The 22,733-nt window shown below is 66.6% G+C and carries 31 protein-coding genes and 1 pseudogene; 9 read left to right on the top strand and 23 right to left on the bottom strand.

The annotated features are described in order from the left end of the window. Window positions 1-67: 67 nt before the first annotated feature. Window positions 68-2,071, bottom strand: coding sequence for a M2 family metallopeptidase (locus M2650_RS05740; RefSeq protein ID WP_249472369.1), 2,004 nt, complete (start codon window positions 2,069-2,071; stop codon window positions 68-70). Window positions 2,072-2,266: 195 nt separating this feature from the next. Between M2650_RS05740 and M2650_RS05735 the strand changes: the two genes are divergently transcribed. Next, a complete protein-coding gene (locus M2650_RS05735) occupies window positions 2,267-2,758 on the top strand; it encodes a DUF6496 domain-containing protein (protein ID WP_249472367.1) in 492 nt (163 codons plus the stop codon). 4 nt (window positions 2,759-2,762) lie between these two features. Beyond that, complete coding sequence (locus M2650_RS05730; protein ID WP_249472365.1) at window positions 2,763-3,068, top strand: DUF3175 domain-containing protein; 306 nt, start codon at window positions 2,763-2,765, stop codon at window positions 3,066-3,068. A gap of 134 nt (window positions 3,069-3,202) precedes the next feature. Here the strand turns inward: M2650_RS05730 and M2650_RS05725 are convergent, their stop codons facing one another. From M2650_RS05725 to M2650_RS05705, 5 genes are read right to left on the bottom strand one after another with little or no spacing between them, the layout of a single operon-like run. Then, a complete protein-coding gene (locus M2650_RS05725) occupies window positions 3,203-3,742 on the bottom strand; it encodes a hypothetical protein (protein WP_249472363.1) in 540 nt (179 codons plus the stop codon). A gap of 53 nt (window positions 3,743-3,795) precedes the next feature. Next, on the bottom strand, window positions 3,796-4,059 hold the full coding sequence (gene minE / locus M2650_RS05720; RefSeq protein ID WP_249472362.1) for a cell division topological specificity factor MinE: 264 nt from the start codon (window positions 4,057-4,059) through the stop codon (window positions 3,796-3,798). A 4-nt stretch (window positions 4,060-4,063) separates the two neighbouring features. Then, window positions 4,064-4,873 (bottom strand): septum site-determining protein MinD, encoded by an 810-nt coding sequence (gene minD, locus M2650_RS05715; RefSeq protein WP_249472361.1) that lies wholly within the window; start codon window positions 4,871-4,873, stop codon window positions 4,064-4,066. A gap of 21 nt (window positions 4,874-4,894) precedes the next feature. Then, on the bottom strand, window positions 4,895-5,683 hold the full coding sequence (minC, locus tag M2650_RS05710) for a septum site-determining protein MinC (RefSeq protein WP_249472359.1): 789 nt from the start codon (window positions 5,681-5,683) through the stop codon (window positions 4,895-4,897). 1 nt (window position 5,684) lies between these two features. After that, window positions 5,685-6,281 (bottom strand): GNAT family N-acetyltransferase, encoded by a 597-nt coding sequence (locus M2650_RS05705; protein WP_249472357.1) that lies wholly within the window; start codon window positions 6,279-6,281, stop codon window positions 5,685-5,687. 173 nt (window positions 6,282-6,454) lie between these two features. Here M2650_RS05705 and M2650_RS05700 point away from each other — a divergent pair, with 173 nt between their 5' ends. From M2650_RS05700 to M2650_RS05680, 5 genes are all read left to right on the top strand, one after another. Continuing rightward, window positions 6,455-7,642 carry a sensor histidine kinase gene (locus M2650_RS05700; protein ID WP_249472355.1) on the top strand — a complete coding sequence of 396 codons (1,188 nt, stop codon included), beginning with the start codon at window positions 6,455-6,457 and terminating at the stop codon, window positions 7,640-7,642. Then, window positions 7,639-8,280 carry a response regulator gene (locus tag M2650_RS05695; RefSeq protein WP_249472353.1) on the top strand — a complete coding sequence of 214 codons (642 nt, stop codon included), beginning with the start codon at window positions 7,639-7,641 and terminating at the stop codon, window positions 8,278-8,280. Before M2650_RS05700 ends, M2650_RS05695 begins: the two co-directional genes overlap by 4 nt. A 410-nt stretch (window positions 8,281-8,690) precedes the next feature. After that, on the top strand, window positions 8,691-9,851 hold the full coding sequence (locus M2650_RS05690; protein ID WP_249472351.1) for a polyketide cyclase: 1,161 nt from the start codon (window positions 8,691-8,693) through the stop codon (window positions 9,849-9,851). Between the two features lie 90 nt (window positions 9,852-9,941). After that, on the top strand, window positions 9,942-10,310 hold the full coding sequence (locus M2650_RS05685; RefSeq protein WP_425602504.1) for a DUF423 domain-containing protein: 369 nt from the start codon (window positions 9,942-9,944) through the stop codon (window positions 10,308-10,310). A gap of 1 nt (window position 10,311) precedes the next feature. Next, entirely contained in the window at window positions 10,312-10,986 is a 675-nt protein-coding gene (locus M2650_RS05680; protein ID WP_249472349.1) for a DNA-3-methyladenine glycosylase family protein, read from the top strand. A gap of 164 nt (window positions 10,987-11,150) precedes the next feature. On the opposite strand, the gene M2650_RS05675 is transcribed toward M2650_RS05680, so the two are convergent. The 14 genes and pseudogenes from M2650_RS05675 to M2650_RS05615 form a co-directional block, all read right to left on the bottom strand. Next, entirely contained in the window at window positions 11,151-11,597 is a 447-nt protein-coding gene (locus M2650_RS05675) for a GNAT family N-acetyltransferase (RefSeq protein WP_249472347.1), read from the bottom strand. Beyond that, window positions 11,597-12,421 carry an Imm72 family immunity protein gene (locus M2650_RS05670; RefSeq protein ID WP_249472346.1) on the bottom strand — a complete coding sequence of 275 codons (825 nt, stop codon included), beginning with the start codon at window positions 12,419-12,421 and terminating at the stop codon, window positions 11,597-11,599. Before M2650_RS05670 ends, M2650_RS05675 begins: the two co-directional genes overlap by 1 nt. 9 nt (window positions 12,422-12,430) lie before the next feature. Further along, complete coding sequence (locus tag M2650_RS05665; protein WP_249472342.1) at window positions 12,431-12,691, bottom strand: hypothetical protein; 261 nt, start codon at window positions 12,689-12,691, stop codon at window positions 12,431-12,433. A gap of 8 nt (window positions 12,692-12,699) precedes the next feature. Next, entirely contained in the window at window positions 12,700-13,020 is a 321-nt protein-coding gene (locus tag M2650_RS05660) for a hypothetical protein (protein WP_249472339.1), read from the bottom strand. Window positions 13,021-13,102: 82 nt separating this feature from the next. Next, window positions 13,103-13,430 (bottom strand): annotated as a pseudogene (locus tag M2650_RS05655) (low molecular weight protein tyrosine phosphatase family protein). 8 nt (window positions 13,431-13,438) lie between these two features. Beyond that, entirely contained in the window at window positions 13,439-13,819 is a 381-nt protein-coding gene (locus M2650_RS05650; protein WP_249472336.1) for a hypothetical protein, read from the bottom strand. A gap of 49 nt (window positions 13,820-13,868) precedes the next feature. Continuing rightward, complete coding sequence (locus M2650_RS05645) at window positions 13,869-14,675, bottom strand: M15 family metallopeptidase (protein WP_249472333.1); 807 nt, start codon at window positions 14,673-14,675, stop codon at window positions 13,869-13,871. A 61-nt stretch (window positions 14,676-14,736) separates the two neighbouring features. Next, window positions 14,737-14,937, bottom strand: a complete 201-nt coding sequence (locus tag M2650_RS05640) for a hypothetical protein (RefSeq protein WP_249472329.1) — start codon at window positions 14,935-14,937, stop codon at window positions 14,737-14,739. 25 nt (window positions 14,938-14,962) lie between these two features. Then, window positions 14,963-15,427, bottom strand: a complete 465-nt coding sequence (locus M2650_RS05635) for a PH domain-containing protein (RefSeq protein ID WP_249472325.1) — start codon at window positions 15,425-15,427, stop codon at window positions 14,963-14,965. 74 nt (window positions 15,428-15,501) lie between these two features. After that, window positions 15,502-15,624, bottom strand: coding sequence for a hypothetical protein (locus M2650_RS16380; protein WP_283254622.1), 123 nt, complete (start codon window positions 15,622-15,624; stop codon window positions 15,502-15,504). A gap of 23 nt (window positions 15,625-15,647) precedes the next feature. Continuing rightward, window positions 15,648-15,833, bottom strand: coding sequence for a DUF4177 domain-containing protein (locus tag M2650_RS05630; protein WP_249472322.1), 186 nt, complete (start codon window positions 15,831-15,833; stop codon window positions 15,648-15,650). Beyond that, on the bottom strand, window positions 15,830-16,015 hold the full coding sequence (locus M2650_RS05625) for a type II toxin-antitoxin system antitoxin (RefSeq protein ID WP_249472320.1): 186 nt from the start codon (window positions 16,013-16,015) through the stop codon (window positions 15,830-15,832). The genes M2650_RS05630 and M2650_RS05625 overlap by 4 nt, the downstream gene beginning before the upstream one ends. A 7-nt stretch (window positions 16,016-16,022) precedes the next feature. Beyond that, a complete protein-coding gene (locus M2650_RS05620; protein ID WP_249472317.1) occupies window positions 16,023-16,886 on the bottom strand; it encodes an SPFH domain-containing protein in 864 nt (287 codons plus the stop codon). 185 nt (window positions 16,887-17,071) lie between these two features. Further along, the gene (locus M2650_RS05615) at window positions 17,072-17,995 is read right to left on the bottom strand and encodes a hypothetical protein (RefSeq protein ID WP_249472314.1); all 924 of its coding nucleotides are present in this window, start codon (window positions 17,993-17,995) and stop codon (window positions 17,072-17,074) included. Between the two features lie 144 nt (window positions 17,996-18,139). Here M2650_RS05615 and purT point away from each other — a divergent pair, with 144 nt between their 5' ends. Together purT and M2650_RS05605 are read left to right on the top strand one after the other, a co-directional pair. Further along, entirely contained in the window at window positions 18,140-19,348 is a 1,209-nt protein-coding gene (gene purT / locus M2650_RS05610) for a formate-dependent phosphoribosylglycinamide formyltransferase (protein ID WP_249472311.1), read from the top strand. 33 nt (window positions 19,349-19,381) lie between these two features. After that, the gene (locus M2650_RS05605) at window positions 19,382-19,717 is read left to right on the top strand and encodes a hypothetical protein (RefSeq protein WP_249472309.1); all 336 of its coding nucleotides are present in this window, start codon (window positions 19,382-19,384) and stop codon (window positions 19,715-19,717) included. Window positions 19,718-20,171: 454 nt separating this feature from the next. On the opposite strand, the gene M2650_RS05600 is transcribed toward M2650_RS05605, so the two are convergent. From M2650_RS05600 to M2650_RS05590, 3 genes are read right to left on the bottom strand one after another with little or no spacing between them, the layout of a single operon-like run. Then, a complete protein-coding gene (locus M2650_RS05600; RefSeq protein WP_249472306.1) occupies window positions 20,172-21,389 on the bottom strand; it encodes an endonuclease/exonuclease/phosphatase family protein in 1,218 nt (405 codons plus the stop codon). Beyond that, window positions 21,386-22,090 (bottom strand): arginyltransferase, encoded by a 705-nt coding sequence (locus M2650_RS05595; protein ID WP_249474228.1) that lies wholly within the window; start codon window positions 22,088-22,090, stop codon window positions 21,386-21,388. The genes M2650_RS05600 and M2650_RS05595 overlap by 4 nt, the downstream gene beginning before the upstream one ends. 36 nt (window positions 22,091-22,126) lie before the next feature. Next, a complete protein-coding gene (locus M2650_RS05590; protein WP_249472303.1) occupies window positions 22,127-22,705 on the bottom strand; it encodes a phosphatase PAP2 family protein in 579 nt (192 codons plus the stop codon). Window positions 22,706-22,733 lie beyond the last annotated feature (28 nt).

The raw sequence follows: 22,733 nt of genomic DNA, 5'->3' as shown, positions 1-22,733 counted from the left end.
CGGAGCAACGTCCCCGACGCCCGGCGCGGCATTCGAATCGGCCGCACGTCGGGCACGTAGGCCCGACCTACGATTCCGCGGCGGGTTTCGTCTCCGATGCAGCCGGGCCGGGCGCCGGTGTCCGCCAACCGCACTGCTGGCCCTCGTTCTGCTGCTTCAGCCAGGTCTGCAGCGGCGCGAAGTATTCCAGCATCGGCGCGGCATCCATCTTCTGGCCGCCGGTCAGCTCCTGCAGGGTGTTCTGCCACGGCTGGCTCGCGCCCTTGCCGAGCATCGCCCAGAACTTCGCGCCGGCGGCCTTGTTGCCGTAGAAGCTGCATTCGTTGAGCGGGCCCTTGTGGCCGGCGGCGTCGCACAGCGCCTTGTAGAACTGGAACTGCAGCACGTGCGACAGGAAATAACGCGTGTAGGGCGTGTTGCCCGGCACGTGGTACTTGGCGCCCGGGTCGAAGAACTCCTCGCCGCGCGGCGTAGCCGGCGCCACGCCCTGGTATTTCGCCTTCAGGTCCCACCACGCCTTGTTGTATCGATCGGGCTTGATCGATCCGTCGAACACGCCCCAGCGCCAGCGGTCGATCATCAGGCCGAACGGCAGGAACGCGACCTTGGCCAGCGCCATCCGCATCTGCGAATTGATCAGCGCTTCGTCGCTCTGCTGCTGGGCGCCGACCAGGCCGATGGAATGGAGGTACTTCGGCGTCATCGCCAGCACGATGGTGTCGCCGATCGCTTCGTGGAAGCCATCGTTGGCGCCGCCCTGGAACATCGGCGGCAGCTTGTTGTAGGCCATGTAGTAATAGACGTGGCCCAACTCGTGGTAGATGGTGGTGAAGTCCTCTTCGTTCGGCTTGGTGCACATCTTGGTGCGCACGTCGCCGGCCATGTTCATGTCCCAGGCGCTGGCGTGGCAGACCACGTCGCGGTCGCGCGGCTTGATGAACTGGGTTTTCTGCCAGTAGCTTTCCGGTAGTTTCGGCATGCCGAGCGAGGCGTAGAAATCCTGCGCGCGTTCGGTCATCTGCTTGGCCACGTCCAGCTGCGCGGCGTACTCGAGCTCGACCTGCTGCTCGGGCTCGGGTTCGCCGGCGAACTGGCGCTGCCGTTCCCGATAGTCTTCCTGGTACATCGTTTCCAGTGCGCCGCTGATGTCGAGGTTGCCGGCTTGCGCCTCGCTGTACGGCGCCAGGATGTCCCACAGGTTGCCCCAGTCCTGTTGCCAAAGGTTGCCCATCAGGTGCGCGGGCAGCAGGCCGCCGGCGACTTCGCCCTTGCCGGCGCCGTATTTGGCGTTGAGCTTGGTGCGCGCATAGCAATGCAATTGTTCGTACAACGGCTTGACCTGGTTCCACAGCCGGTCGGTTTCGGCGGCGATCTCGGCGGGCGGCATGTCGTAGCCGGAGCGCCACATTTCGCCGGCGTCGGCGAAGCCCAGGTCGCGCGCGCCCTGGTTGGCCAACTCGGCGAAGCGGGTGTACTCCTTGCGCATCGGCACCGAAATCGTGTGCCAGCCCTGCCAGGCGTCGAGTTGCGCGTCGTAGTCGCGGTTCTTGCGCAGCACGTCCTCGAGTTCGCCGATCTGGCGGCAACGTTTTTCGCCGTCCTCTTGCTTGCAGTAGGTGCCCGCGCCGTACATGCCTTCGAGCTTGGTGGCGATCTGGGTGAGCTCTTCGAGCTTGGCCGGGTCTCGCGGCGGCGGCAGCGACGTGGACAGCTTGAGCAGCCGGATCGTACGCGCGGTATCGGGCGACATCTTCTGGCCTTCGAATTTCTTGGCCTGTTCGATCCAGCTGTTGAGCTGGCTCAGCCAGCGCTCGTTGGCCTTCGAGGCCAACAATTGGCTGTCGTCGTTGATATAGGTGTTGGACAGCCACTGCGCCGCGCTGAGCTCCGGGTACATCTTACGGAATTCATCGTTGACCCGGGCAATGAACTGGTCCGCCGTTTCGCCTTCCGGCGTGGCCTGCGCAGGCGTGCGCGTATCGGCTGCGGGCGTGGGCGTCTTCTTGCACGCGGCGAGCGGCAACAGGCAGGCGACGACGGCCAGGGCGAGCAGGGCGTGGCGATGGATCACGGCGGCGTTTTCCCGGATGGCATGAAGCGGGCAGGCTAGTGCGCGCGGCGCGGTGCCGCAAGTTTTCACTCTCTGGCGACGGTCGTGCGGCGATATTCGGCGCGAGTCTTCGCCTGCGGCGGGCGCAGATCGCACGATCGGTCTGGCGGACCGCCGCGGACGGGCCCACGACCCATCCGCAGTCAGGAGTCCCCGATGCCCAGCAAGACCACCAAGAAGCGCGCCGCCAAGGCCAAGCGCGAAGGCAAGTCGCCCAGCACGCAGGCGGGCGAATACGTCCACGAAGAAATCGAGCACGTCCGCGAGGGCAAGCACGGCGCGCGTTCGGCCAAGCAGGCGATCGCGATCGGCTTGTCCAAGGCGCGCCGGGCCGGTGTGAAAGTGCCTGCCAAGAAAGGCGCGAAAAAGGCGACCCGCAAGAAAGCCGCGCAGGACAGCGCAGCCGCGAAGAAACCGCGCAAGAAGGTATCCAAGAAGCGTTCGACCGCGGTCAAGAAAGCGTTGAAGCGCGAGGGGCGCAGCGCCGCATCCAAGACCGCACTGTCGCGCCAGGCGCGCAAGGCCGCCAAGAAGCGGACGGCGTCGAGCCGGTCGGCCGCGGCCAAGAAAGCGGCGCGCACCAAGGGCGCAAGCGCCCGTTCGGCCGCGGCGAAGAAGGCGGCACGGACCCGCAAGCGCAAGGGCTGAGCCGATGGCCACCCGGAAGGCGAGCCGGTCCGGCGAGCGTTGGTCGCAGCGCGTTACCGAGACCAGCGACGCGCTGGACCTGCGCGAGGGCGTGTTCGAATTGGACGATCCCGCCGCGATCGCGCGTTCGCTGAAGCGTTCGGCCGAGCGCAGCCGGCGGCGCAAATCGGAACCTTTCCGCTCGGCGATGTCGATGCTGACGTTCTACACCAACCGCGCCGGCAAGCGGTTGCCGGCGCGGCGGCGCAAGAAACTGGAGACCGCCAAGGACGAGTTGCGCGAGCTGTTCGGCCGGCCGCGACGCGGCTGATCCCGGATCTCGCCCAACGGGCCGCTTCATGTTTCGCTCTTGTAGGTGCGAATTCATTCGCACGCTTCTGCGCTTTCGGCATAGAGCGTGCGAATGAATTCGCACCTACGAAAAGCAGCGGAGCAAGCTCCGCTCTACGGAGCCGCTGGCGGCGGCGCCAGGCGACGGTCCTCGGTCGCCAAGCCGCGTGCGATGAGCCAGGACCAGGCGGCCTCGGCATCCCGCTGCACATAGGCGCGCGCGCTGCCGAGGCGGAAGGTGTAGCCCCACGCGTCCATGTCGGCCAGTACGCGCGGGCTGCCGACGCCAGGCAGGACGTCGGCGAGCAGCGACTGCAATACGCAGACGGCGTCTTCTTCCTCCACAGAATCGGTGGCATCGGTATGCACCTGCGCACGGCGTTCGGGCGGCAGCACGATCAGGTGCGCGGCCTCGTGCAGCAGCGAATGCACCGGCGTGTCGTTGCGGGCGTAGACGGTGTCGCCGATCAAGCCCGCTTCGGGTTCGCCCCAGAAACTGCCGGGGATCGGTGCGCCGTCGTCGACGCGCGCGAGCTTGATGCCGTAGCGGACGAGCAGGGCGGCGGCGTCGGCGAATGCGATGTCGCGCAACAGCAACACGCCGTCTTGTTCTTTTGTAGGAGCGGCTTCAGCCGCGAGCTTTTGATGTTCCATGGCGCTGACCGAAAAGCTCGCGGCTGAAGCCGCTCCTACAAATCAATAGCGGCTCAGGCCGCGCTGGCGCGGCCGTCGGGCAGGGCCACCGAGATGTCGAGCACGTCGTGCTCGCCTTCCTTGACCAGGTCGACCTTCACCGCTTCCACGTCGACATTGACGTATTTGCGGATCACTTCCAGCAGCTCGCGGCGCAGCAACGGCAGGTAATCCGGTCCGCCGTGCGAGGTGCGTTCCTGCGCGATGATGATGCGAAGGCGGTCCTTGGCGATGGAGGCGGTGTTCTTCTTGGCCTTGAGGAAATCGAAGAGTCCCATGCCCTCAACCCCCGAAGAGCTTGCTGAAGAAGCCCTTTTTCTCGAACTGGGTGAAGCGCATGGGCCTGGATTCGCCCATAAGACGCGCGACGGCGTCGTCGTAGGCCTGGCCGGCCGGGGATTCCATGTCCAGGATCACGGGTTCGCCCTTGTTCGATGCGTTGAGCACGTCCGGCGATTCGGGAATCACGCCGATGGTCTTCAAGCCCAGCACTTCCTCCACGTCGCCGATCGACAGCATTTCGCCGCCTTCGACGCGTTGCGGGCTGTAGCGGGTCAGCAGCAGGTGTTCCTTGACGCGCTCGCCGTTCTCGGCGCGGCGCGTCTTGCTCGCCAGCAGGCCGAGGATGCGGTCCGAGTCGCGCACCGAGGACACTTCCGGATTGACCACGACCACCGCTTGGTCGGCGAAATACATCGCCAGGAACGCGCCCTTCTCGATGCCGGCCGGCGAGTCGCAGACGATGTAGTCGAAGCCGTCTTCGGCCAGGTCGTCGAGCACCTTCTGCACGCCTTCCTTGGTCAGCGCGTCTTTATCCCGGGTCTGGGAGGCGGCCAGCACGTGCAGGGTGTCGAAGCGCTTGTCCTTGATCAGCGCCTGCTTGAGCGAGGCCTCGCCCTGGATCACGTTGACGAAGTCGTACACCACGCGCCGCTCGCAGCCCATGATCAGGTCCAGGTTGCGCAGGCCCACGTCGAAGTCGATCACGGCCACTTTCTTGCCGTGGCGCGCCAGGCCGCAAGCCAGGCTCGCGCTGGTGGTGGTCTTGCCTACGCCGCCCTTGCCTGAGGTGACTACGATGATTTCGGCCAAAACACTTCTCCTTTGATGCGCCTAATCAAGCGCGGCGATGTTGAGTTGCTCGTTTTCGAGCCAGATCTGCACGGCCTTGCCGCGCAACTCCTTCGGGATTTCTTCGAGCACTTTGTAGTGGCCGGCGACCGCGACCAGTTCGGCGTGGAATTCGCGGCAGAAGATGCGCGCCTTCTCGTTGCCTTGCGCGCCGGCGAGGGCGCGGCCGCGCAGGGCGCCGTAGATGTGCACCGAGCCGTCGGCCAGCACTTCGGCGCCGGCGCCGACCGAGGTGAGCACGGTCAGGTCGCGGTTGTCGGCGTAGATCTGCTGGCCCGACCGCACCGGCGCTGTCTGGATCATGCCGGGCTGGCCGCCGTGCGGCGCGGGCGCTGCGGCAGCCGCTTTTGCGGGCGGGGCGTCTGCGGCGGCATGGTCGCGGCGCGCGGCGGGCGCTGTCGGCGGCTCCGTCGGCGCTCCGCCTGGCGTTTCGTACTGCGCGCGGAACTTGGACAACAGCGGCAGGCCGAGTTCGACCGCGAGTTTTTCGTTGTCGCTGCTGCCGTAAGCCAGCGCCACCGGTATCACGCCTGCGCCGCGCAGCGCATCCAGCAGCGCGCGAGCTATGGCGGCGTCCGGCGTTTGCGCCAGGCCGCCGAAGTCGACGATCACCGCCGCGCGTTCGAACAGCTTCGGCGCGCGCTGCACGCGTTCGCGCATTTCCTGCGCCAGTTGCGCCACGTCGAGCGTGCGCACGCGCAGGTTGGCGATGCCGACCTGGCCAATCTTGAGTTCGCCGGCCTGGGCGTAGTCGATCTGCGCGGCCGCCATGTCAGGTGCCCGTCGGCCGCTGTTCGGCGCGCGCGACGCGGCGCGACTGGCCGGTCCAGGGCACTTCCGGCAGCGCGTCGCCGTAGGTGTCGCGCACCCAGGCGTAGCTGCACAGTTCCTTCATCAGCATGCTGGCGCGGACGCCGACGTCGGGCATCACGTTCTGGCCGACCTCGCGGAAGCCGAAGCTGCCGTGGAAGAGCAGGGCGGGATCCGCGCCGTGGTCGAGGAACACTTCGCAGGCCAGTTGCGGGCAACGCAGTTCGGCATAGCTCTGCACATCGGCGTACAGCGCGCGGCCGACGCCGCCGCCGCGGCGCCGGCTGGCCACCACGATGCGGTCGATGTAGAAGAAGCTCGGGAAGCGCTCGCGGAACCACGCGAAATTGCTGCTGTCGTGCTGCGCCTCGGAACCGAAGCCGACCAGGAAGCCCGACAGGTTGCCGTCGCGCTCGGCGACGCGGAAATATTCGGCGGAGTCGTAGAACTGCCGCAGCTTGGCCGCATCGAGCGGCAGGATGGCGGGGCCGGCGGCGTTGTTGAGGGCAAGGACGGAATCCAGCTCGTGCTCGCGCACGTCGCGGACAACAATCGACATTACTGACTCCGTTTTGTTCTTGTTCGTGCTGCTTCGTACTGCAATTCGGCGGCCGTCGGCGCGACCTTGGGGCGGATTATCGCATGGGCGGGCCGCCCTGGGCATGCCGAAGCCGGCTGGAACATGACTTTCGGTGCGTACGGCCGGCGCCGTATTGGGCCTAAGATGGCGCCATGTTCGGGCGCCTCAGCCATACCCGTTTGCTGCGCTACGCCGGCCTCTTCACCTGGGCTCTGGTGGGCGTGCCCTTGATTTATACCGCCCTCTTCTTGGGGGGCGCCCAGGACGCCTCCCAGGCGCCGCAGATGAACTGGCAGGGCTGGATGGCCTATGCGGTGTTCGGCGCGCTCTATGTCTGGCTGACCCGCGCCATGGACGGCCGCCGCATCCGTCGCGCCGACTATTTGCTGCTGCTGATGCTGACCGGTTCGGCGATCGCGGTCAGCTATTACAGCCTGAGCGGCCTGGGCAGCATCCTGCTGATGGTGGTGGCCTGCGTCTTGCCTTGGCTATTGCCGTTGTCGCTGGGCATCGCGGTGTTGCTGCTCAGCCAGTTCGCGATAGCGCCCGTCTACGTGATGGGCCTGGAGTTCGACCTGGCCTCCGCGATACTGCAATCGGCGTTGTACGCCGGCTTTTGCGGCTTCATCTTCGTCACCAGCCTGGTCGCCCGCCAGCAGGCGCAGGCCCGCGACGACCAGCGCCGGCTCAATTCCGAATTGCGCGCCACCCGGGCGCTGCTGGCCGAAAGCGCCCGCGTCAACGAGCGCACCCGCATCTCGCGCGAGCTGCACGATCTGCTCGGCCACCATCTGACCGCGCTGAGCCTGAACCTGGAAGTGGCCAGCCACCTGTCCGAAGGCAAGGCGCAGGAACACGTGCGCCAAGCCCATACCTTGGCACGGCTGTTGTTGACCGACGTGCGCGAAGCCGTCAGCCAGCTGCGCGAAGGCGGCGCGATCGACGTCGGCGCGGCGTTGCGGCCGCTGGCGGAGAACGTGCCGGCGTTGGACATCGAAATGCAGATCGACGAGCCGCTGACCATGGACGACCCGGAACGCGCTCACGTGCTGCTGCGCTGCACGCAGGAAATCATCACCAATACCGTGCGCCACGCCAATGCCGGCAAACTGTGGATCGGCGTGCACCGCGAAGAAGGCCAGATATCGATCGAAGCCCGCGACGACGGCGACGGCGTCGAAATCATCCTGCCCGGCAACGGCTTGCGCGGCATGCGCGAGCGCCTGCAGCAATACCAAGGCACGTTGCAGGTGGAATCGCACCCAGGGCAAGGCTTCCGGCTGCGCGTCTGCCTGCCCGCCAATACCGTCCAGAGCATCGCCGAAGGAGTTCCCGCATGATCCGTGTCTGCCTGGTCGACGACCAAACCCTGGTGCGCCAGGGCATCCGCTCGCTGCTGGCGCTCGCCGACGGCATCGAAGTCGTGGCCGAAGCGGCCGACGGCAAACAGGCGGTGGAGCTGATCCCGCAGATCCGCCCCGACGTGGTGCTGATGGACATGCGCATGCCGACCATGTCCGGCCTGGAAGCGTTGCAGGCCCTGTCGCGGGCCAACGCCCTGCCGCCGACCATCATCCTGACCACCTTCGACGACGACCAGCTGGTGCTGGCCGGCCTCAAAGCCGGGGCCAAGGGCTATTTGCTGAAGGACGTGTCGCTGGAGCAGCTGGTCGGCGCGATCCAGACCGTGGCCGAAGGCGGCTCGCTGGTGCAGCCGGCCGTCACCCAGCGCCTGCTGTCGGGCCTGGAGCACATGCGCAACGAGTTCGTCAGCCTGGACCGGCCCGATCCGCTCACCGACCGCGAGACCGAAATCCTGCGGCTGATGGCCAGCGGCTTCTCCAACAAGGAGATCGCCAATTCGCTGGGCGTGGCCGAAGGCACCATCAAGAACCACGTCTCCAACATTCTTTCCAAGTTGGGCGTGCGCGACCGCACCCGGGCGGTGCTGAAGGCGTTCGAGTTGCAACTGGTCTAGCGGCGCGCCTTCGCACTTCCTTCTCCCTTCGGGAGAAAGGTGCCCGAAGGGCGGATGAGGGTACGGTGTGCGATGGCTGTGCCGTGCTCGCGCCGAACCCTCATCCGGCGCTGCCGCGCCACCTTCTCCCGATGGGAGAAGGGACAGCACGCATTCCGCGCTGCGTTAAATTTTCGAAAAGGTCAAGGGCCAATTGCGGCCGCGAGTGCGAAGCCGCGCGAAAAGCCGGCCCCTCTCCCTGGCCTTCGGCCTGTCCCTCTCCCGCAAAGGGGAGAGGGAAAATCGGTTGGCGACTGCCGAATCGTGCCGGCCGCGTCGAAGTCGCTCGCCCGATCGCGGGTCTGTTTGTTACGATGCGAAATTCGCGACCTGACCCGCGCCTGGCCCCGGCCAGCTCTGGAGAACCCTGAATGACCCGTGTTATCGAGTTCCTGATTTCGCTGGCGATCGTGGCCGTACTGTTCCTGATCGTCGGTCTGCTGTTGCCGTCTTCGCGTCATCTGGTCGAGAAGACCGAGACCAACCGCAAACTGACCATCGTGTTCGACACGCTGAACAGCTTGCGCCGCTTCGACGACTGGAACCCGCTGGTGCTGCGCGATCCGCGCCTGCAACTGAAACTGTCCGGCCCGCCGTCCGGCGTCGGCGCGCGGTTGGATTATTCCTCGCAAGAAAAGGGTTTGGGCGAAGGCAGCTGGACGATCACCGAGAGCGTGCCGAAGCGCCAGATCACCTATGCGGTGGAAAATCCGGAGCGCGGCCACAACAAGCGCTTCACCTTCAGGCTCGAGCCCACCGGCCGCAACAACCGCAACGTCGAAATCACCCAGATCTACGATGTGGACTACGGTTGGAACATCCTCGGCCGCTATTCCGGCATGTACGTCAGCCGCTACGTCGGCGACGACATGAAGATGGGCCTGGGCCGCCTGACCAACGTGCTGGCGACCGTGCCCAACGTCGACTACGCCGTATCCGGCAGCAAGCTGGCCAACCTGGGCGTGGTCGAACTGCCGGCCGAAGACATCCTGTTCGTCAATTCCGGCGCCATCCAGCGCGGCAACGAGCCGATCCAGGCGTCGATGAACGCGAACATGGAATGGATCAAGCGCACCATGGCCGCCAACGGCCTGCAGCCGGCCGGTCCGATGCGCATCATCACCAACGATCTGGGCCGCGTCACCTACAACTTCGACGTCGCCCAACCGGTCCGCAAAGGCGGCCCGGCGCCTGCGGCCGACGCCAAGCCCAAGGCGGACGAAGAAGGCGAGGCCGATGCCGCGACGACGCCGACCCCGGCCGTCGCACCGGTCGACGCCGGCGCGCAGCCCGAGCTGACGCTGACCATGCAGGGCCCGGTGAAGTACATCCGCACCCAGCCGGGCCGTTACGCGCATGCCAGCTATACCGGTTTCATGCCGGAGCTGGAGAACGTGCGCAACGCGCTGCGCGCCTGGGCGCTGACCCAGGGTTACGAAGTCACCGACCGCGCGTTCGAGATCTACAAGAGCGGCGTGACCGATTCGTTCGGCGCGGACGGCCAGTTCGAGGTCTACTGGCGGATCAAGTAAGCTCCGCTCCACGCCGCACACGCTTCGCACGCGCCGCGCTCATCCCGCGGCGCGTTGCGTTTGGGAATCACGGATACGCACGGGCGCCTCATGACGATGATCGACTCCGATCGCAAGCCGGGCCGTTGGCTGGCCGCCAACGGCGCCGTGTACGCCGCTGCAGCGGTCGCTTTGTCCGCGTACGCGGCGCATGCCGTGCAGGGGCCGGCGCAGGCGCGGCTGCAGACCGCGGCGTTGTTCGCCTTCGGCCATGGCGTGGCGCTGGCCGCCCTGTCGCGGCAATCCCAACGCATGCCCGCCCGTTTCGGATTGGCGATGCTCTACGCAGGCGTGCTGCTGTTCTCCGGCAGCCTCGCGTTCAATGTGCTCGCGCAATGGCCGACCACGCTGGCGCCGTTCGGCGGCTGTCTGCTGATCGCGGGCTGGTTGCTGTACGCCGTCGATGCGGCGAGGCGCTGACATGCCCCGTCATACGCGCGGATTCGATACCGAAGCGGCGTTCGAGCACCTGTCGCGCCGCGACCGCAAGCTCGGCGCCTGGATGAAGCGACTCGGCCCGATCGAAGCCGATCCGCGCTGGCGCAAACGCTTCGATCCGGTCGACGCGCTGGCGCGCGCGATCCTGTACCAGCAGCTCAGCGGCAAGGCTGCGGCGACGATCGTCGGCCGCGTCGAGACGGCGATCGGAAGCGAACGCTTCCATTGCGACACGCTCGCGCGCATCGACGATGCGGCCCTGCGCGCCTGCGGCGTATCGGGCAACAAGACGCTGGCTTTGCGCGATCTGGCTTTGCGCGAATCGCAAGGCGAAATCCCCGACCTGCGCCGCATGTCGACCATGGCCGAGGACGAGATCGTCGCCGCGCTGGTACCGATCCGCGGCATCGGCCGCTGGACCGTCGAGATGATGTTGATGTTCCGCCTGGGCCGCGCGGACGTGCTGCCGGTCGACGATCTGGGCATCCGCAAAGGCGCGCAGACGGTCGACAAGCTCGATGAGATGCCTACGCCGAAGGAACTGGTCGCGCGCGGCGAACGCTGGGGACCGTACCGCACCTACGCCAGCATGTATCTGTGGCGGATCGCCGATGCGGCGGTCAAAGCCAAGACGCCGACCAAGCGCTCGCAGGACTAGCGGAGTGTTTTGCGGGAGCGGCTTTTGTGGGAGCGGCTTTTGTGGGAGCGGCTTCAGCCGCGAGCTTTTTTCTTGTCATCCCTCGCTACGCTCGGGATGACAGCTAAGAGCAAGAGCTCGCGGCTGAAGCCGCTCCCACAAAAGCCGCTCCTACAGAAAAGAGGCTATGCAAGCGTGCGCTCGTCGTCGAGCGCGAAGGTGACGTACACCATCTCCTGTTCGGCGCCGCCGACCGCGGCGTACATCCGGCGCGCGGCGCGGTTGTCGCGCTCGGTGCAGACCCAGGCCTCCCGGCAGCCGAGCGCGCGGGCGCGTTCGAATAGCGCACGCAGCATCGCGCGGCCCAATCCGCGGCCCTCGTGGGTCGGCGCGACGCCCACTTCGTTGACCCACATTTCGGCAGGCTTGTCCGGATGCACGTAATGCACGGCCGATGCCATGCCGACGACCGTGGGCCCATCGAAAGCCGTGGCCATATGGTGGCGCGGGTCGGACAGGAATTCGGCCGCCAGTGCGGGATCGACTTCGTGGTCGAACACTCCTGGCGCGGCCGAAACCAACGCCTCCGCATCCGCAGGCGTCAACAACCGGATCGCGATGCCGGGCGCCATCAGGAACCTATCGCGCCGGCGCGGTAGCGCGTGTCGTACCAGACCAGGCGCCAGGCGGTGGGCTCCTCGACATAGTCGTAGGCGCTCCACGCCGCGCGCGGCGGCTCCGATCCGCCGCCGTCGGACGCGGCATAGTCGTAGCGGGTCTCGGCACGCGTCATCGGCGCCGCCGGCTGGCCGGCGATCAGGAAGTTCGGGCAGCCGTAGCGGATGGTCGTCGGCACCCAAACGCCGGTCTTGGGCACAAGTTCGTCGGTTTCGACGACGAGCGCGTCGTCGGGTGCCGGCGCGGGCCCGCTTTCCTGCGGCGGCGCGTCGGCCAACAGCGTCTGATAGGACCATCGCGCGGCCAGCGTGGTGCTGATGCGGCCGGCCATGCCCCCCAGCTTTTCGGCGATGCCATCGAGCGGCGGGCCGATTTCCTCGGCGGCGAAACGCAGCGAGAAATGGCGTTCGTCGCGCGGGTCGGTCGGCTCCAGTCCGTCCCGGGTCGCCAGCGCGATCGCCGCATACGCCGCCGCGGTGTAGCCCGCGTCCAGTAACGCCATGCCGCGTTCGAAAGCCGCACGCTGTTCGCGCAAGGCGGCCGTCCATTCGGCCAACGTGAAATCGCCGAGCCGTTCATGGGCCTGCGGCCATCGTTCGAACGCGTCGCACAGCCGGCCGAACAGCGTCGCCGACTCGACGAGATATTCCTTGGAGGTGTACAGACGCAAAAGGGCGCAGGCGCCGGCGACGGTGGCCGCATCGGCCTGCTGCTCGTTGCCGCTGAGTTCGACGACGGTCGGCGCGTCCTCGTATTCGATGTCCGGTTCGTCGCTCATCGCTGTCGGTTAGCCCACCAACGCACCCACCACGACGATCAGCACGAACAGGGCTGCGATGACCGCCAGCGCCAGCGCCAGCCATGGCAATTTGCCGTAATAGGCCATCGCGAATGCCGGCGCCATCAGCAGCAAGGCCAGGATCGTGCCGATGGCGACGTAGGCGTAGGCCATGCCTTGTCCGGCCGCATCGCTCTTCACTCCGGTCAACCAGAGCTTCAGCAGGCCCAGCGCCAGCAGCAGCGCTTCAGCGCCTACCAGAATCATCACCGCCTGCCTCATGCGACCTCCGATGCGCCGTGCGTTTCCGGGCCTGGGAATACGGGCTTGCCGGCGACAGGATCGGGCAGGCCCATCAGCGCATCGTGGCACAGATCGCAGACCAGGCCGTGTTCCTGGCCGTCGTGGGTGCCGCGATGGGTGTGGTCGCGTACGGCTTCCGGCAAGCCGAAGCGTTCGCGTATGCGGCGCGTGTCGAGATAGCCGTCGAAGTAAACCCACTCGCGGCAGTTCTCGGACCAGGCCTGTCCGCGGAACGTTATTGCGATGCCGCAATCGAGCAGGGCGCCTTCTACGGTCGAAAGATGTTCGCAGACCATGCTGTCCTCCGGCAGGCAATGCCGATTCGACTCTATTGGACGCAGAACGACAAAAAATATGGCCATGCAGCCGGTTCGGAGGCTAGGCCATGTTTCGGGGCGCAGGCAAGTGGCGCGGAACCCGGGCCTCGAGCAGGCGCACGAGTTCCGAATCCATGTAAGCGAACTCGTCCGGGATGTCGAGGCAGATCACCCGCTTGCCGTCCAGTTGGGCCTTGAACTTCGCCGACAGCTTCGAGCGATGCGCGCATCGTGTGCGCCCATGCCACCAGTTCGGGAGTCAATGGATTTTCCGCATCGTTGTTGAGTCCGGCGGACGAAGTCTCGACGCCGGGCCAGTCGGTGAACACTTGCTCGGCGGTAGGGCTGCGCCGACGGTTCTGGCTGCACACGAAAAGAACGTTTTGCATGGGCGGCGTCAGTTCGCGAACTGATAGCGCACCAGCGCCAGCGACAGTGCGAAAAGATAACCGTACGAGAACCGATCGATGCGGAAAACGGCTTGTCCGCGCCTTGCCCGCCATGCGCCGAACGCTGCCATCAATAAACCTGCGGCGATAGGCGTCGCGATCAGGTTGGCGAGGCGCCAGGTGCCGGAGGGCATGAAATGCTCCGGGAACAAGAACAGGCTCGCTGCGCCCAGCGCCGCGCCGAAGATCGCATAGCCGAAGGCGGCGAGCCATGGGTTGGGAGGACGTTTGAAGGGCTCTTTCAACGAATGGAAGCCGAGCTCGACGAATACTTCGATCACCGCCTGCAACAAGAACTCGCCGATGAGGTGAAATAGGATCTCGAACACTCGGCATCGTCCTGTCGGGTCTCGGCCACGTGCGCCGCGAAGCGGAAATCTATTCGCCTGGAAGGCGGCAGTACCAGTGCCACGGCTCGTAAACGATGCCATGCGGATTGCCGCGCGGATAGCTCATCGCGAAACCGTAGTCGCCGGCCTTCGCGCCCAGCCAGCCGAACGCGGCGGTGTCTTCGAACGATTCCTCCGCGGGCGGTTCGTCGGGCGCGCCGATGTCGAGCGCGCGGCCGGAATGGTGTTCGGAGTAGCCGGGCGCCGCGTTGACGGCGAGGATATCGTCCACGGTCAGGCCGCGTGCGAGTTTGCGCTCGAAGATGCCGAGCTGGTAGTCGTGGCTCCGGTAGCCGGAGATCGCTTCCAGCACGATGCCGTCGCGATAGGCTCCTTCGCGCATCGCGTTCCAGGCGCGCGCGGCCTGCGGATGCAGCCAAAGCGGCCTGCGGTAACGGTCGAAGCCGGCCAGCGCCAGCCGATCGGGTTCGGCGACCAGCGGCAGGCCGGTGCGTTCGCCGTAGCCCTCGTCCAGGCCGAGCGATTCCAGCCGTTCGAGCAATTGCGCGAGCGGGAGTTCGCCGACCACGTCCAGGCCCATGCGGCAAGGCTCGGCAACGCTTTCCAGCGCATCGAGCGCTTCGTCGACGCCCGGTTCGCGCATCAGCCGCTGTACCAGCGGCAGCAGGCCTTCGGGCAGGTCGGCGGCCAGGTAGCGGCCGTCGCGCTTGCGGCGCAGCACGTGGCGCGCGCGGGCGAGGGCGCGCGCGTCGCGGTTGGCGCGCGCGCGCAGCAGGCCGCCCGGCCAGATTTCGATGTCGGCGGTGTTGATCAGCCAGTGGCCGGTGCTGCGCATGCGCGCAGATTAACGGCTGCCGCGCGCAGCCGCCACGTCCGCGGATCGCGCTTCGCGACTCTCAGCCGCGGCGCAGCATGCGCGCGCCCCAGAACGCCAGCGCGCCTGCGGCGATGAAGATCAGCCACGAGGCCGCCACCGGTACCGGATAAGGGCCGAGCTGGACCGCGAAGCCGGTCAGCGCGCGCACCAGTTGCACGAGCGCGACCAATGCGAATGCCGCGGTCGAAATCGACACGAAATGGCGTATCCGACTGTCCATGGGATCCTCCGGTCGTCGGGTAGGGTTAGTTTCCTTTCCTTCGCAACGCATCCAGCAAGGCCTGCGGTTGCTGCAGGCTCAACAGCAGCGTCCTGCCGGATTTTTCCGGCAATACCAGCACCCGCGTGCGGTCGGTGAGCATCAAGAAGGCCTTGCTGCGGTTGCGCAACCGGAAATGGCCGGTGGCGTAGCCGGGCAGGGCGGTGCCCATCGTCTTGAGCATCGGCTTGAATTCGGTGCGCTCGCGCAGGTCGACGATGCGCGCGCCGTCCAGGTCCAGATCGCCGACGGCGACGCGCCGCGTATTGAAGCCGGCCGCAATGGTGAGCGTTCCCGCTTCCAAGCCGACGCGCAGGCGGCGGAACGCGAAGGTGAACACGCCTGCGAACAACAGCAGGATCGGCAGCATCCATGCCATCAGATACTCGCCGCGCGACATGACGACGATAGTGCCGATCACGCCGGCGGCGAAGCCGATGCCGAGCGGCAAGAACGCGTACGGGCCGGCCGGGTGGACGGCGAATTCGCGGCTCGCGTTCCGCTTCCGAAGGGAAGATCGTGCGCTCACTGCAGCAGCAGGCCCACGCCGATGGCCAGCGCGCTGGCGGAAAGCAGGGCCAGCGCCGCGACGTTGCGTGCGGAGCCGTTCGGGAAACGGCGTTCGAGCAGATGGACGATGTGCAGCATCGAAGTCTCCTTGTCGGAATGCGTCAGGTTTCTTTCTTGAACACCAGCACCGCCGGAACGAGGGTGTTCGCCATGATGACGTTGACCAGCTCCCAGCCTTGCGCGCCGTGCCGGTTGAGTTCTTCTTGCAGCTTGTCGCGCTTGATCGTACCGGTCCAGGTGATGCTCGTTTTGACTTCTACGGTCAGATAGGTCCAGCGCTTGCTCATGACTCGTTCTCCTCGCCTTTTTCGCGTTCCGATTTCGGTAAACGCCCGGCCTTGCGCAGCGCGTCGCGCAGCACGTATTCGATCTGCGCGTTCAGGCTGCGCAATTCGTCGTCTGCCCAACGCTGCGCCGCGGCCAGCACGTCGGCGTTGATGCGCAGCGGGTAGGCTTTCTTATCGGCCACGTCGCGCTCAGTACAACGAGCCGGTGTTGACGATCGGTTGGGTGGGGCGGTCGGAGCACAGCACCACCAGCAGGTTGCTGACCATCGCGGCGCGACGCTCTTCGTCGAGCTCGACCACGCCCTTTTCCTTGAGCTGCTCGAGCGCCATTTCGACCATGCTGACCGCGCCGAACACGATGCGCGTACGGGCCGCGACCACGGCATTGGCTTGCTGGCGCTGCAGCATGGCCTGGGCGATTTCCGGCGCATAGGCGAGGTGGCTGATGCGCGCGTCGATCACGGTCACGCCGGCATCGGCCAGGCGTTCGTCGAGCTGGTCCTTCAAATGCTGCGAGATTTCCACTGGATGGCTGCGCAGCGCGATCTGGCCTTCCTCGTGCTGGTCGTACGGATAGCTGGTGGCCATCGCGCGCAATGCGGACTCGGATTGGATGTGCACGAAGCCTTCGTAATCGTCGACGTTGTAGACGGCCTCGGCCGAATCCACCACTTGCCACACGATCACCGCGGCGATTTCGATCGGGCTGCCGTCGAGTTCGTTGACTTTCAGCTTGCCGCTTTCGAAGTTGCGCACGCGCTGGCTGACCTTCTTCTTGGCGTAGAAGGGGTTGTTCCAGCGCAGGCCGTTCTCCTTGACCGTGCCCACGTACTTGCCGAACAGGCTCACCACCGCGGCTTGGTTGGGCTCGACCATATACAGCCCGAGCAGGCAGAACGCCGTCGCCAGGCCCAATACGATGCCGAAGACGACAAGCATCGGCCGACCGGTCTGGATGCCGTGGAACAGCAGCCAGGCGCAGACGGCTTCGGCGGCGAGCAGGCCCAGCAGGACCGGAATGCCGGCGGCGGAACGGAGCGGATTCTCTTTCATGACGCGTTTCTCGCGGATGCGGCCGAATGGCCGTGAAATAGTGATATCAAAATGATATCTATTTTGCAAGAGGCTGCCGATGAGCGGTTGCCCGCTCTTCGTAGAGCGGCTTCAGCCGCGAGCTTTCTCGCCCGCCAGCGAGATCAAGAGCTCGCGGCTGAAGCCGCTCCTACAAAAGCCGGGCCTCAGGGCTGCAGGTAGACCAACGGCGCCGGCGCGAATTCGCCGGTGGCGTACAGCGCACGGCCGTTGCGGGCCCAATCCAGGGCCTCGGGTTGCGGCAGCCAGGGCAGTTCATGGCTTTTCGGCTTGTGGGTCACGGCACGGGCCCAGCTTTCTTCGCCGCGACGCGGGTACAGGAGCAGGTCGTGATAAGTCAGCACGGCCAGCGTGCGCCGGTCCGGCGATACCGCGGCGGCGGTGATCTGGCTGCGCCGCCGCGCGAGCGCCGCGTTCTCGCGCTGGTCCTCGGCGCTGGCTTGCGGCACGCCTGCCAAGCGGCCGATCAGACGCGCGGTCTGCAATCCGCTGGCGGGCTGCAGCGGGAGCACGAACAATTCCGGCGGTTGCCGCTTCTTGCTGATCAGCAGGATTTCGCCGCGCACCGCATCCACCGCCACCGCTTCGGCATCTCGTGCGCCGTCCGGCCAGCGGAATGCGATCGACCAGGCCGGACGCAGCGCGCCGTCCTCGACCCGCGCGGGTTCTTCCACGATGTGCAATTGCAGCGTCTTGCGTAGGCCGCCGTTGTCGCCGGTGTCGGCGATCAGCAGGTAACGACGGCCGTCCAAGTCGAACGCGGCCAGGTCTTCCCAGTCGGTCTTGGTCACGCCTTCCACGGCGACGGTGGCGAGCTTGCGCCCACGGCGGCTGACCGCGAACAGCCGCGCCGGATTGCCGCCGTCGTCCAGCAGCCAGAGCACGTCGCTGTGCCGGTGCGACGCCGCCAAGCCGCTGATTTCGTCCAACTGCGAATCCAGCAGCAGTCCGGCCAGCTGCGCGAACGGCGGTTGCGGGCGCGTGCAGCCGGCCGCCGCGAGCAGCGCCGCAGCGATCAGGCCGGCCATCATCGAGGCGGCGGTCGACAGGGGGCGTGGACGTCGCTTCAAGCCGGCAGAATGACATGCGCGGCCGCGTCGGGACAGTCTAGGGCCTATCCCAATAGCGTTAACAGGCTCTAGTCAGCCGCCCGCAAGCGTCCGCGCCCGCACAAACGCTAGACTTGCGCGTCTTCGCCCGCACGGATCTTCTGAATGCTGTCCATCGGTACGCCCCTGTCACCCTCCGCGACCCGCGTGCTGCTGCTGGGCTCCGGCGAATTGGGCAAGGAAGTCGCGATCGAGCTGCAGCGTTTCGGCGTGGAGGTGATCGCCGCCGACCGCTACGCCGACGCGCCGGCGATGCAGGTGGCGCATCGCAGCCATGTGCTGGACATGCTCGACGGCGCCGCGATCCGCGCGCTGATCGAACAGGAAAAGCCGCACCTGATCGTGCCGGAGATCGAGGCGATCCATACCGAAACGCTGGTGCAGCTCGAAAAGGAATTCGCCGAGCGGGGCAGCGCCACGCGCGTGATCCCGACCGCGCGCGCGGCGCGGCTGACCATGGACCGCGAAGGCATCCGCCGCCTGGCCGCCGAAACCCTGCAATTGCCGACGTCGCCTTACCGCTTCGTCGATACGCACGACGAATACCGCGCGGCGGTGGCGGCACTCGGCCTGCCTTGCGTGGTGAAGCCGGTGATGTCCTCGTCGGGCAAGGGCCAGAGCCTGGTGCGCACGCAGGACGAGGTCGATGCGGCCTGGGACTACGCGCAAAAAGGCGGCCGCGCCGGCGCCGGGCGCGCGATCGTCGAGGGTTTCATCGATTTCGATTACGAGATCACGTTGCTGACCGTGCGCCACCGCGACGGCACCGCTTTCTGCGAGCCGATCGGCCACTTGCAGCGCGACGGCGACTACCGCGAGAGCTGGCAGCCGCAGCCGATGTCGACGCGCGCGCTAGCGCTGGCGCAGGGCATCGCGCGGCAACTCAGCGACGATCTGGGCGGCTGGGGCGTGTTCGGCATGGAGTTCTTCGTGAAGGGCGACGAGGTCTGGTTCAGCGAGGTTTCGCCGCGCCCGCACGACACCGGCCTGGTCACGCTGGTATCGCAGGATCTGAGCGAATTCGCGCTGCATGCCCGCGCGATCCTGGGCCTGCCTATTCCCTGCATCCGGCAACTCGGGCCGTCGGCGTCCTGCGCGGTGCTGGCGCAAGGCCATGGCGTGCCGGTGTTCAGCGGACTGGAGGCGGCTTTGCACGTGCCCGATACCGCATTGCGCTTGTTCGGCAAGCCGCGCGTGGAGGGCCATCGCCGCGTCGGCGTCACGTTGGCGCGCGGCGAAAACGTCGAGGACGCGCGCGCGGTCGCGCGCGATGCGGCTGCGGCGCTTACCATAGAGCTGCGCGATGCCCGATAGTGCGCGCAGCTGCCCGACCCACAGGATCCTTGCATGAATGGCACCGACGGTTACGCCGTGTTTTTCTTCCCGCAGGCGCTGGAAGCGCTGGGCGAGGCGATCAAGCCCTATCTGATGCCGGGACCGGAGCCGTGGGTGCTGTGCAACGAGATCGACACCGGCGGCGCGCTGATCGAGATGACGCTGCAGGGGCAGAACAAGGACGGCAAGCCGGTGCAGATCGAACTGATGGTGCCCAGCGGGATGGTGCGGATGATCGTTTCGGCGCATAGCGACGGCGTTTTCGGTTTCGGGCCGCAGGGCTTCGAAAAACCGACGACGGTGATTGCGCCTGCTTCTTCGCCGGCGGAAGAAAAACCGAAAGTTTGAGATTGAAGCCGTCTGGCTCGGTGGAGCCGGCTTGTTCCGCTGCCCTTGTCACGCCGTCATCCCAGCGAACGCTGGGACCCATCTTGCCCTTGCGTTTGCGCCTCAGCCGTCATCCCGGCGAAGGCCGGGATCCAGGCCCGCGTCCTGGCGGCTTGCGCTGCGACTCGCGCCATGGATAAAGGCTTCCGCGCTGCGCGCGGGTCACTTTCTTTGCTGGCCCAAAGAAAGTAACCCAAGAAAGGGCCTGAACTGCGGTGCGATGCGTCGCGACTAAAAGTACGCCAGCGGACCTGGCTTTCGTCGTGGCTGACCTTCTTACGCAGGTACTAGATTTTGATTCGCAACGATTGCGGTGACGTGTCTTCTTTGGATTGGCGCACTAAAGGCAGCGGAGCAAGCTCCGCTCTACAGAGTCGGCGGTAAAGTTAAACGCATGAAGCCGTCAGACGACGCATCACCGCGTCAAATCGACCCACACCAAATGATGGTCGCTGCCATCGGCTATCGTCGCATCGGCATCTCCGGCCGCAGGCCAGAACACGCCGCTATCGCGTACGACCAGACCCGCCGAAGGCAATACGTAATCCAAGCGCAACGTGCCGACTTTCGGGCCGAAATCGCCGGTGGCGTGCGCCGGCGAGCCGCGGCGGGAAATGCCGGATTGCGCGTACGTTGCGGCAAGATCGACAGCGCCGACGCTGCGCGGCGTCGCATAGCGCAGCACGCGCGGATGCTCGAGCAATTCGACGATCGCCTCATGCCTGCCGTCGCCGTCGGCCGGGTCGTTGTTGAGATCGCCGGCGATCACGAATTTGGCCTCCACAGCGAGGCCGCCGCAACGGCCCCGGTCGTCGCATAGCCACGGTTTGTCGCCGGGCGAGACGTATTCGCGCCATAGCCTGATCTCGTCGGCGTTGCGCGCGCCGTTGCGGTCTTCGGGGCCGTCGAACACCGGCGGGGTGGGATGCGACGCCAGGAAGTGCAAGGTGCCCAGCGGTGTGCGCACCGGTACGTCCCAGTGCGATTTGGAAGACAGCCGCAACCGTTGCCAAACCGCATCCGGATAATGGGAGCCTCCGGACGCCGGATCGACGGGTCGCAACGCATCGGGCATCGCGCTCCACTTGAGCCGCTGGAACGTGCGCACCGCAGCCGTATCGATCGGATAGCGCGACAGCACCAGCATCCCGTATTGCCCCGGATGCAGGCCGTAGCCCCAGGCGTCGTTGCCGCGTTCGCGTCCGCTGCCGCCGGTCTCGCCGTTGCCGTCCAGATCCAATCCGCTGGGCACGCCGGTGTTGACCGGCGCCAGATAGCGGTAGGGATAACGCAGCGCTTCGCCGCCGCCGGCTTGCGCGACTTCGAGATAGCGACGCTGGAACAGGTCGGCGGCGCGTCCCGCGTCGTCGTAGTCGAATTCGTTCAACAGCACCAAGTCGGGCCGCACGCGCTGCAGCACGGCCGCGATCTTGCGCGCGCCGGGATCGTCGCCCTGCAGGCGCCGGATCAGACCGCCATCGTCGTCGCTGTAGAGCGAGGTGTTGTAGGTGGCGACGCGCAGCGCGGCATCAGGCGCCATCGCCGCCGGATCGCCGTGCACGTTGACGCGTACGCATCCGGCGCAGGCCACCAGGGCGAGCAATGCGATGGAGACTGTTGTGCGCAAGGTCATGCATCCTCTCCGGACTCCATGCGCCGCCATTCGCGGCCGGTGAAGGCTTCCAGCGGCCGGAAGCGGCGTTTGTAATCCATTTTGCGATGGCCCTCGATCCAATAGCCCAGGTACAGATAGTCGAGCCCTTCGCGCCGCGCCCATTCGATTTGATGCAGCACGGCCAGCGTGCCCAGCCCGCGCGAAACCTGATCGGGGTCGTAGAAGGTGTAGACCGCCGACAGCGCATTGTCGGCGCGATCGGTGACAGCCACCGCCAGCAGCTGGCCATGGCTGCGGAATTCGAGGAAGCGGCCGCTGGCCCAGGCGCCGACCAGGAACTGGTCGTACTCGCTGGCGCCGTGGTCGTCCATGCCGCCGCCCGGATGGCGCGCGGCGAGATAGCGCTGGTACAGGGCCAGCTGTTCGTCGGTGCGGATGGCGGCGACGACGCGCATCTCGACATCGGCGTTGCGCCGCAGGCAGCGGCGCTGGCTGCGGTTGGGCGCGAACTCGTTCACCGGCACGCGTACCGCAATGCAGGCACGGCAGCCTGCGCAATGCGGCCGATAAACGATATCGCCCGAGCGGCGGAAACCCCAGCTCAGGGCCAGCGGGTACAACTGCGCCAGGCGCGGATCGCGCGGATCCAGCACCAGGTCGCGCGCCGTGCGGTCGGGCCAGTAGCCGCAGGGGTGGGCGCCGGTGTCGAACAGGCGCATGCCTTCGGTGTCGTGTTGCGGGTCGGTGCGCACGGCTTATCCCGCCATGCCCGGCAGTAGACGCCAGAACAATCCGCCCGCCAGCGCGCCCGCTGCGGCGCCGGCAGCCACGTCGCGCGGCATGTGGCGGGCGAGCGCCAGCCGCGACCAGGCCACCGCGGCGGCGAACAACGATGCGATGGCGCAGGCCTGCCAGGACAGGTTCGCCAGCAGTAGCGCCGCGAACACCGCGAAGGCCACGTGCAGCGAAAGTTTGCACCAGCGCACGGACGACATCGCCACCGCGATCAGAAGCGCGGACAGCGCCAATCCCAGCGCGAACTCGTGCTGGCCGCCCGTCCAGGCGATCGCGGCTGCGGCCGCGAACGCCGCCAGCAGGAATCGGTTCAGCGTGCGCCGTTCGTGGCGCGCGCTGGCATCGACGTGATCCCAGCGTCCGCGCCGCACCTGCCACCACGAATAGGCCAGCACCAGCACGGCCAGGCCGCCCAGGCCGAAGGCCAGGCGCGACAGGCCGGGAGCGCCGGCCTTCGCAGCCAGCAACAGCGCGGCCGCCGGCAACACCAGCAGCGGATGGCCCAGGATCGACAGCGCGCGGGCGAGGGCGTTCGTCATGCGGCAAGGATACCGCCCCGGTTCGCAA

The organism is Luteimonas galliterrae, from assembly GCF_023374055.1.
GTDB classification, from domain to species: Bacteria; Pseudomonadota; Gammaproteobacteria; order Xanthomonadales; family Xanthomonadaceae; genus Luteimonas_C; species Luteimonas_C galliterrae.
Note: the sequence above shows the minus strand (reverse complement) of the source record. Positions and strands in the feature narration are given on the sequence as shown.

Excerpts from the sequence above, each read along its gene's own strand:
- M2650_RS05735 (WP_249472367.1), top strand. The coding sequence starts at position 2,267 with ATGCCCAGCAAGACCACCAAGAAGCGCGCCGCCAAGGCCAAGCGCGAA.
- M2650_RS05730 (WP_249472365.1), top strand. The coding sequence starts at position 2,763 with ATGGCCACCCGGAAGGCGAGCCGGTCCGGCGAGCGTTGGTCGCAGCGC.
- M2650_RS05725 (WP_249472363.1), bottom strand. The coding sequence starts at position 3,742 with ATGGAACATCAAAAGCTCGCGGCTGAAGCCGCTCCTACAAAAGAACAA.
- minE (WP_249472362.1), bottom strand. The coding sequence starts at position 4,059 with ATGGGACTCTTCGATTTCCTCAAGGCCAAGAAGAACACCGCCTCCATC.
- minC (WP_249472359.1), bottom strand. The coding sequence starts at position 5,683 with ATGGCGGCCGCGCAGATCGACTACGCCCAGGCCGGCGAACTCAAGATT.
- M2650_RS05705 (WP_249472357.1), bottom strand. The coding sequence starts at position 6,281 with ATGTCGATTGTTGTCCGCGACGTGCGCGAGCACGAGCTGGATTCCGTC.
- M2650_RS05700 (WP_249472355.1), top strand. The coding sequence starts at position 6,455 with ATGTTCGGGCGCCTCAGCCATACCCGTTTGCTGCGCTACGCCGGCCTC.
- M2650_RS05695 (WP_249472353.1), top strand. The coding sequence starts at position 7,639 with ATGATCCGTGTCTGCCTGGTCGACGACCAAACCCTGGTGCGCCAGGGC.
- M2650_RS05690 (WP_249472351.1), top strand. The coding sequence starts at position 8,691 with ATGACCCGTGTTATCGAGTTCCTGATTTCGCTGGCGATCGTGGCCGTA.
- M2650_RS05685 (WP_425602504.1), top strand. The coding sequence starts at position 9,942 with ATGACGATGATCGACTCCGATCGCAAGCCGGGCCGTTGGCTGGCCGCC.
- M2650_RS05680 (WP_249472349.1), top strand. The coding sequence starts at position 10,312 with ATGCCCCGTCATACGCGCGGATTCGATACCGAAGCGGCGTTCGAGCAC.
- M2650_RS05675 (WP_249472347.1), bottom strand. The coding sequence starts at position 11,597 with ATGGCGCCCGGCATCGCGATCCGGTTGTTGACGCCTGCGGATGCGGAG.
- M2650_RS05670 (WP_249472346.1), bottom strand. The coding sequence starts at position 12,421 with ATGAGCGACGAACCGGACATCGAATACGAGGACGCGCCGACCGTCGTC.
- M2650_RS05660 (WP_249472339.1), bottom strand. The coding sequence starts at position 13,020 with ATGGTCTGCGAACATCTTTCGACCGTAGAAGGCGCCCTGCTCGATTGC.
- M2650_RS05645 (WP_249472333.1), bottom strand. The coding sequence starts at position 14,675 with ATGCGCAGCACCGGCCACTGGCTGATCAACACCGCCGACATCGAAATC.
- M2650_RS05640 (WP_249472329.1), bottom strand. The coding sequence starts at position 14,937 with ATGGACAGTCGGATACGCCATTTCGTGTCGATTTCGACCGCGGCATTC.
- M2650_RS16380 (WP_283254622.1), bottom strand. The coding sequence starts at position 15,624 with ATGCTGCACATCGTCCATCTGCTCGAACGCCGTTTCCCGAACGGCTCC.
- M2650_RS05630 (WP_249472322.1), bottom strand. The coding sequence starts at position 15,833 with ATGAGCAAGCGCTGGACCTATCTGACCGTAGAAGTCAAAACGAGCATC.
- M2650_RS05620 (WP_249472317.1), bottom strand. The coding sequence starts at position 16,886 with ATGAAAGAGAATCCGCTCCGTTCCGCCGCCGGCATTCCGGTCCTGCTG.
- purT (WP_249472311.1), top strand. The coding sequence starts at position 18,140 with ATGCTGTCCATCGGTACGCCCCTGTCACCCTCCGCGACCCGCGTGCTG.
- M2650_RS05605 (WP_249472309.1), top strand. The coding sequence starts at position 19,382 with ATGAATGGCACCGACGGTTACGCCGTGTTTTTCTTCCCGCAGGCGCTG.
- M2650_RS05600 (WP_249472306.1), bottom strand. The coding sequence starts at position 21,389 with ATGACCTTGCGCACAACAGTCTCCATCGCATTGCTCGCCCTGGTGGCC.
- M2650_RS05595 (WP_249474228.1), bottom strand. The coding sequence starts at position 22,090 with ATGCGCCTGTTCGACACCGGCGCCCACCCCTGCGGCTACTGGCCCGAC.
- M2650_RS05590 (WP_249472303.1), bottom strand. The coding sequence starts at position 22,705 with ATGACGAACGCCCTCGCCCGCGCGCTGTCGATCCTGGGCCATCCGCTG.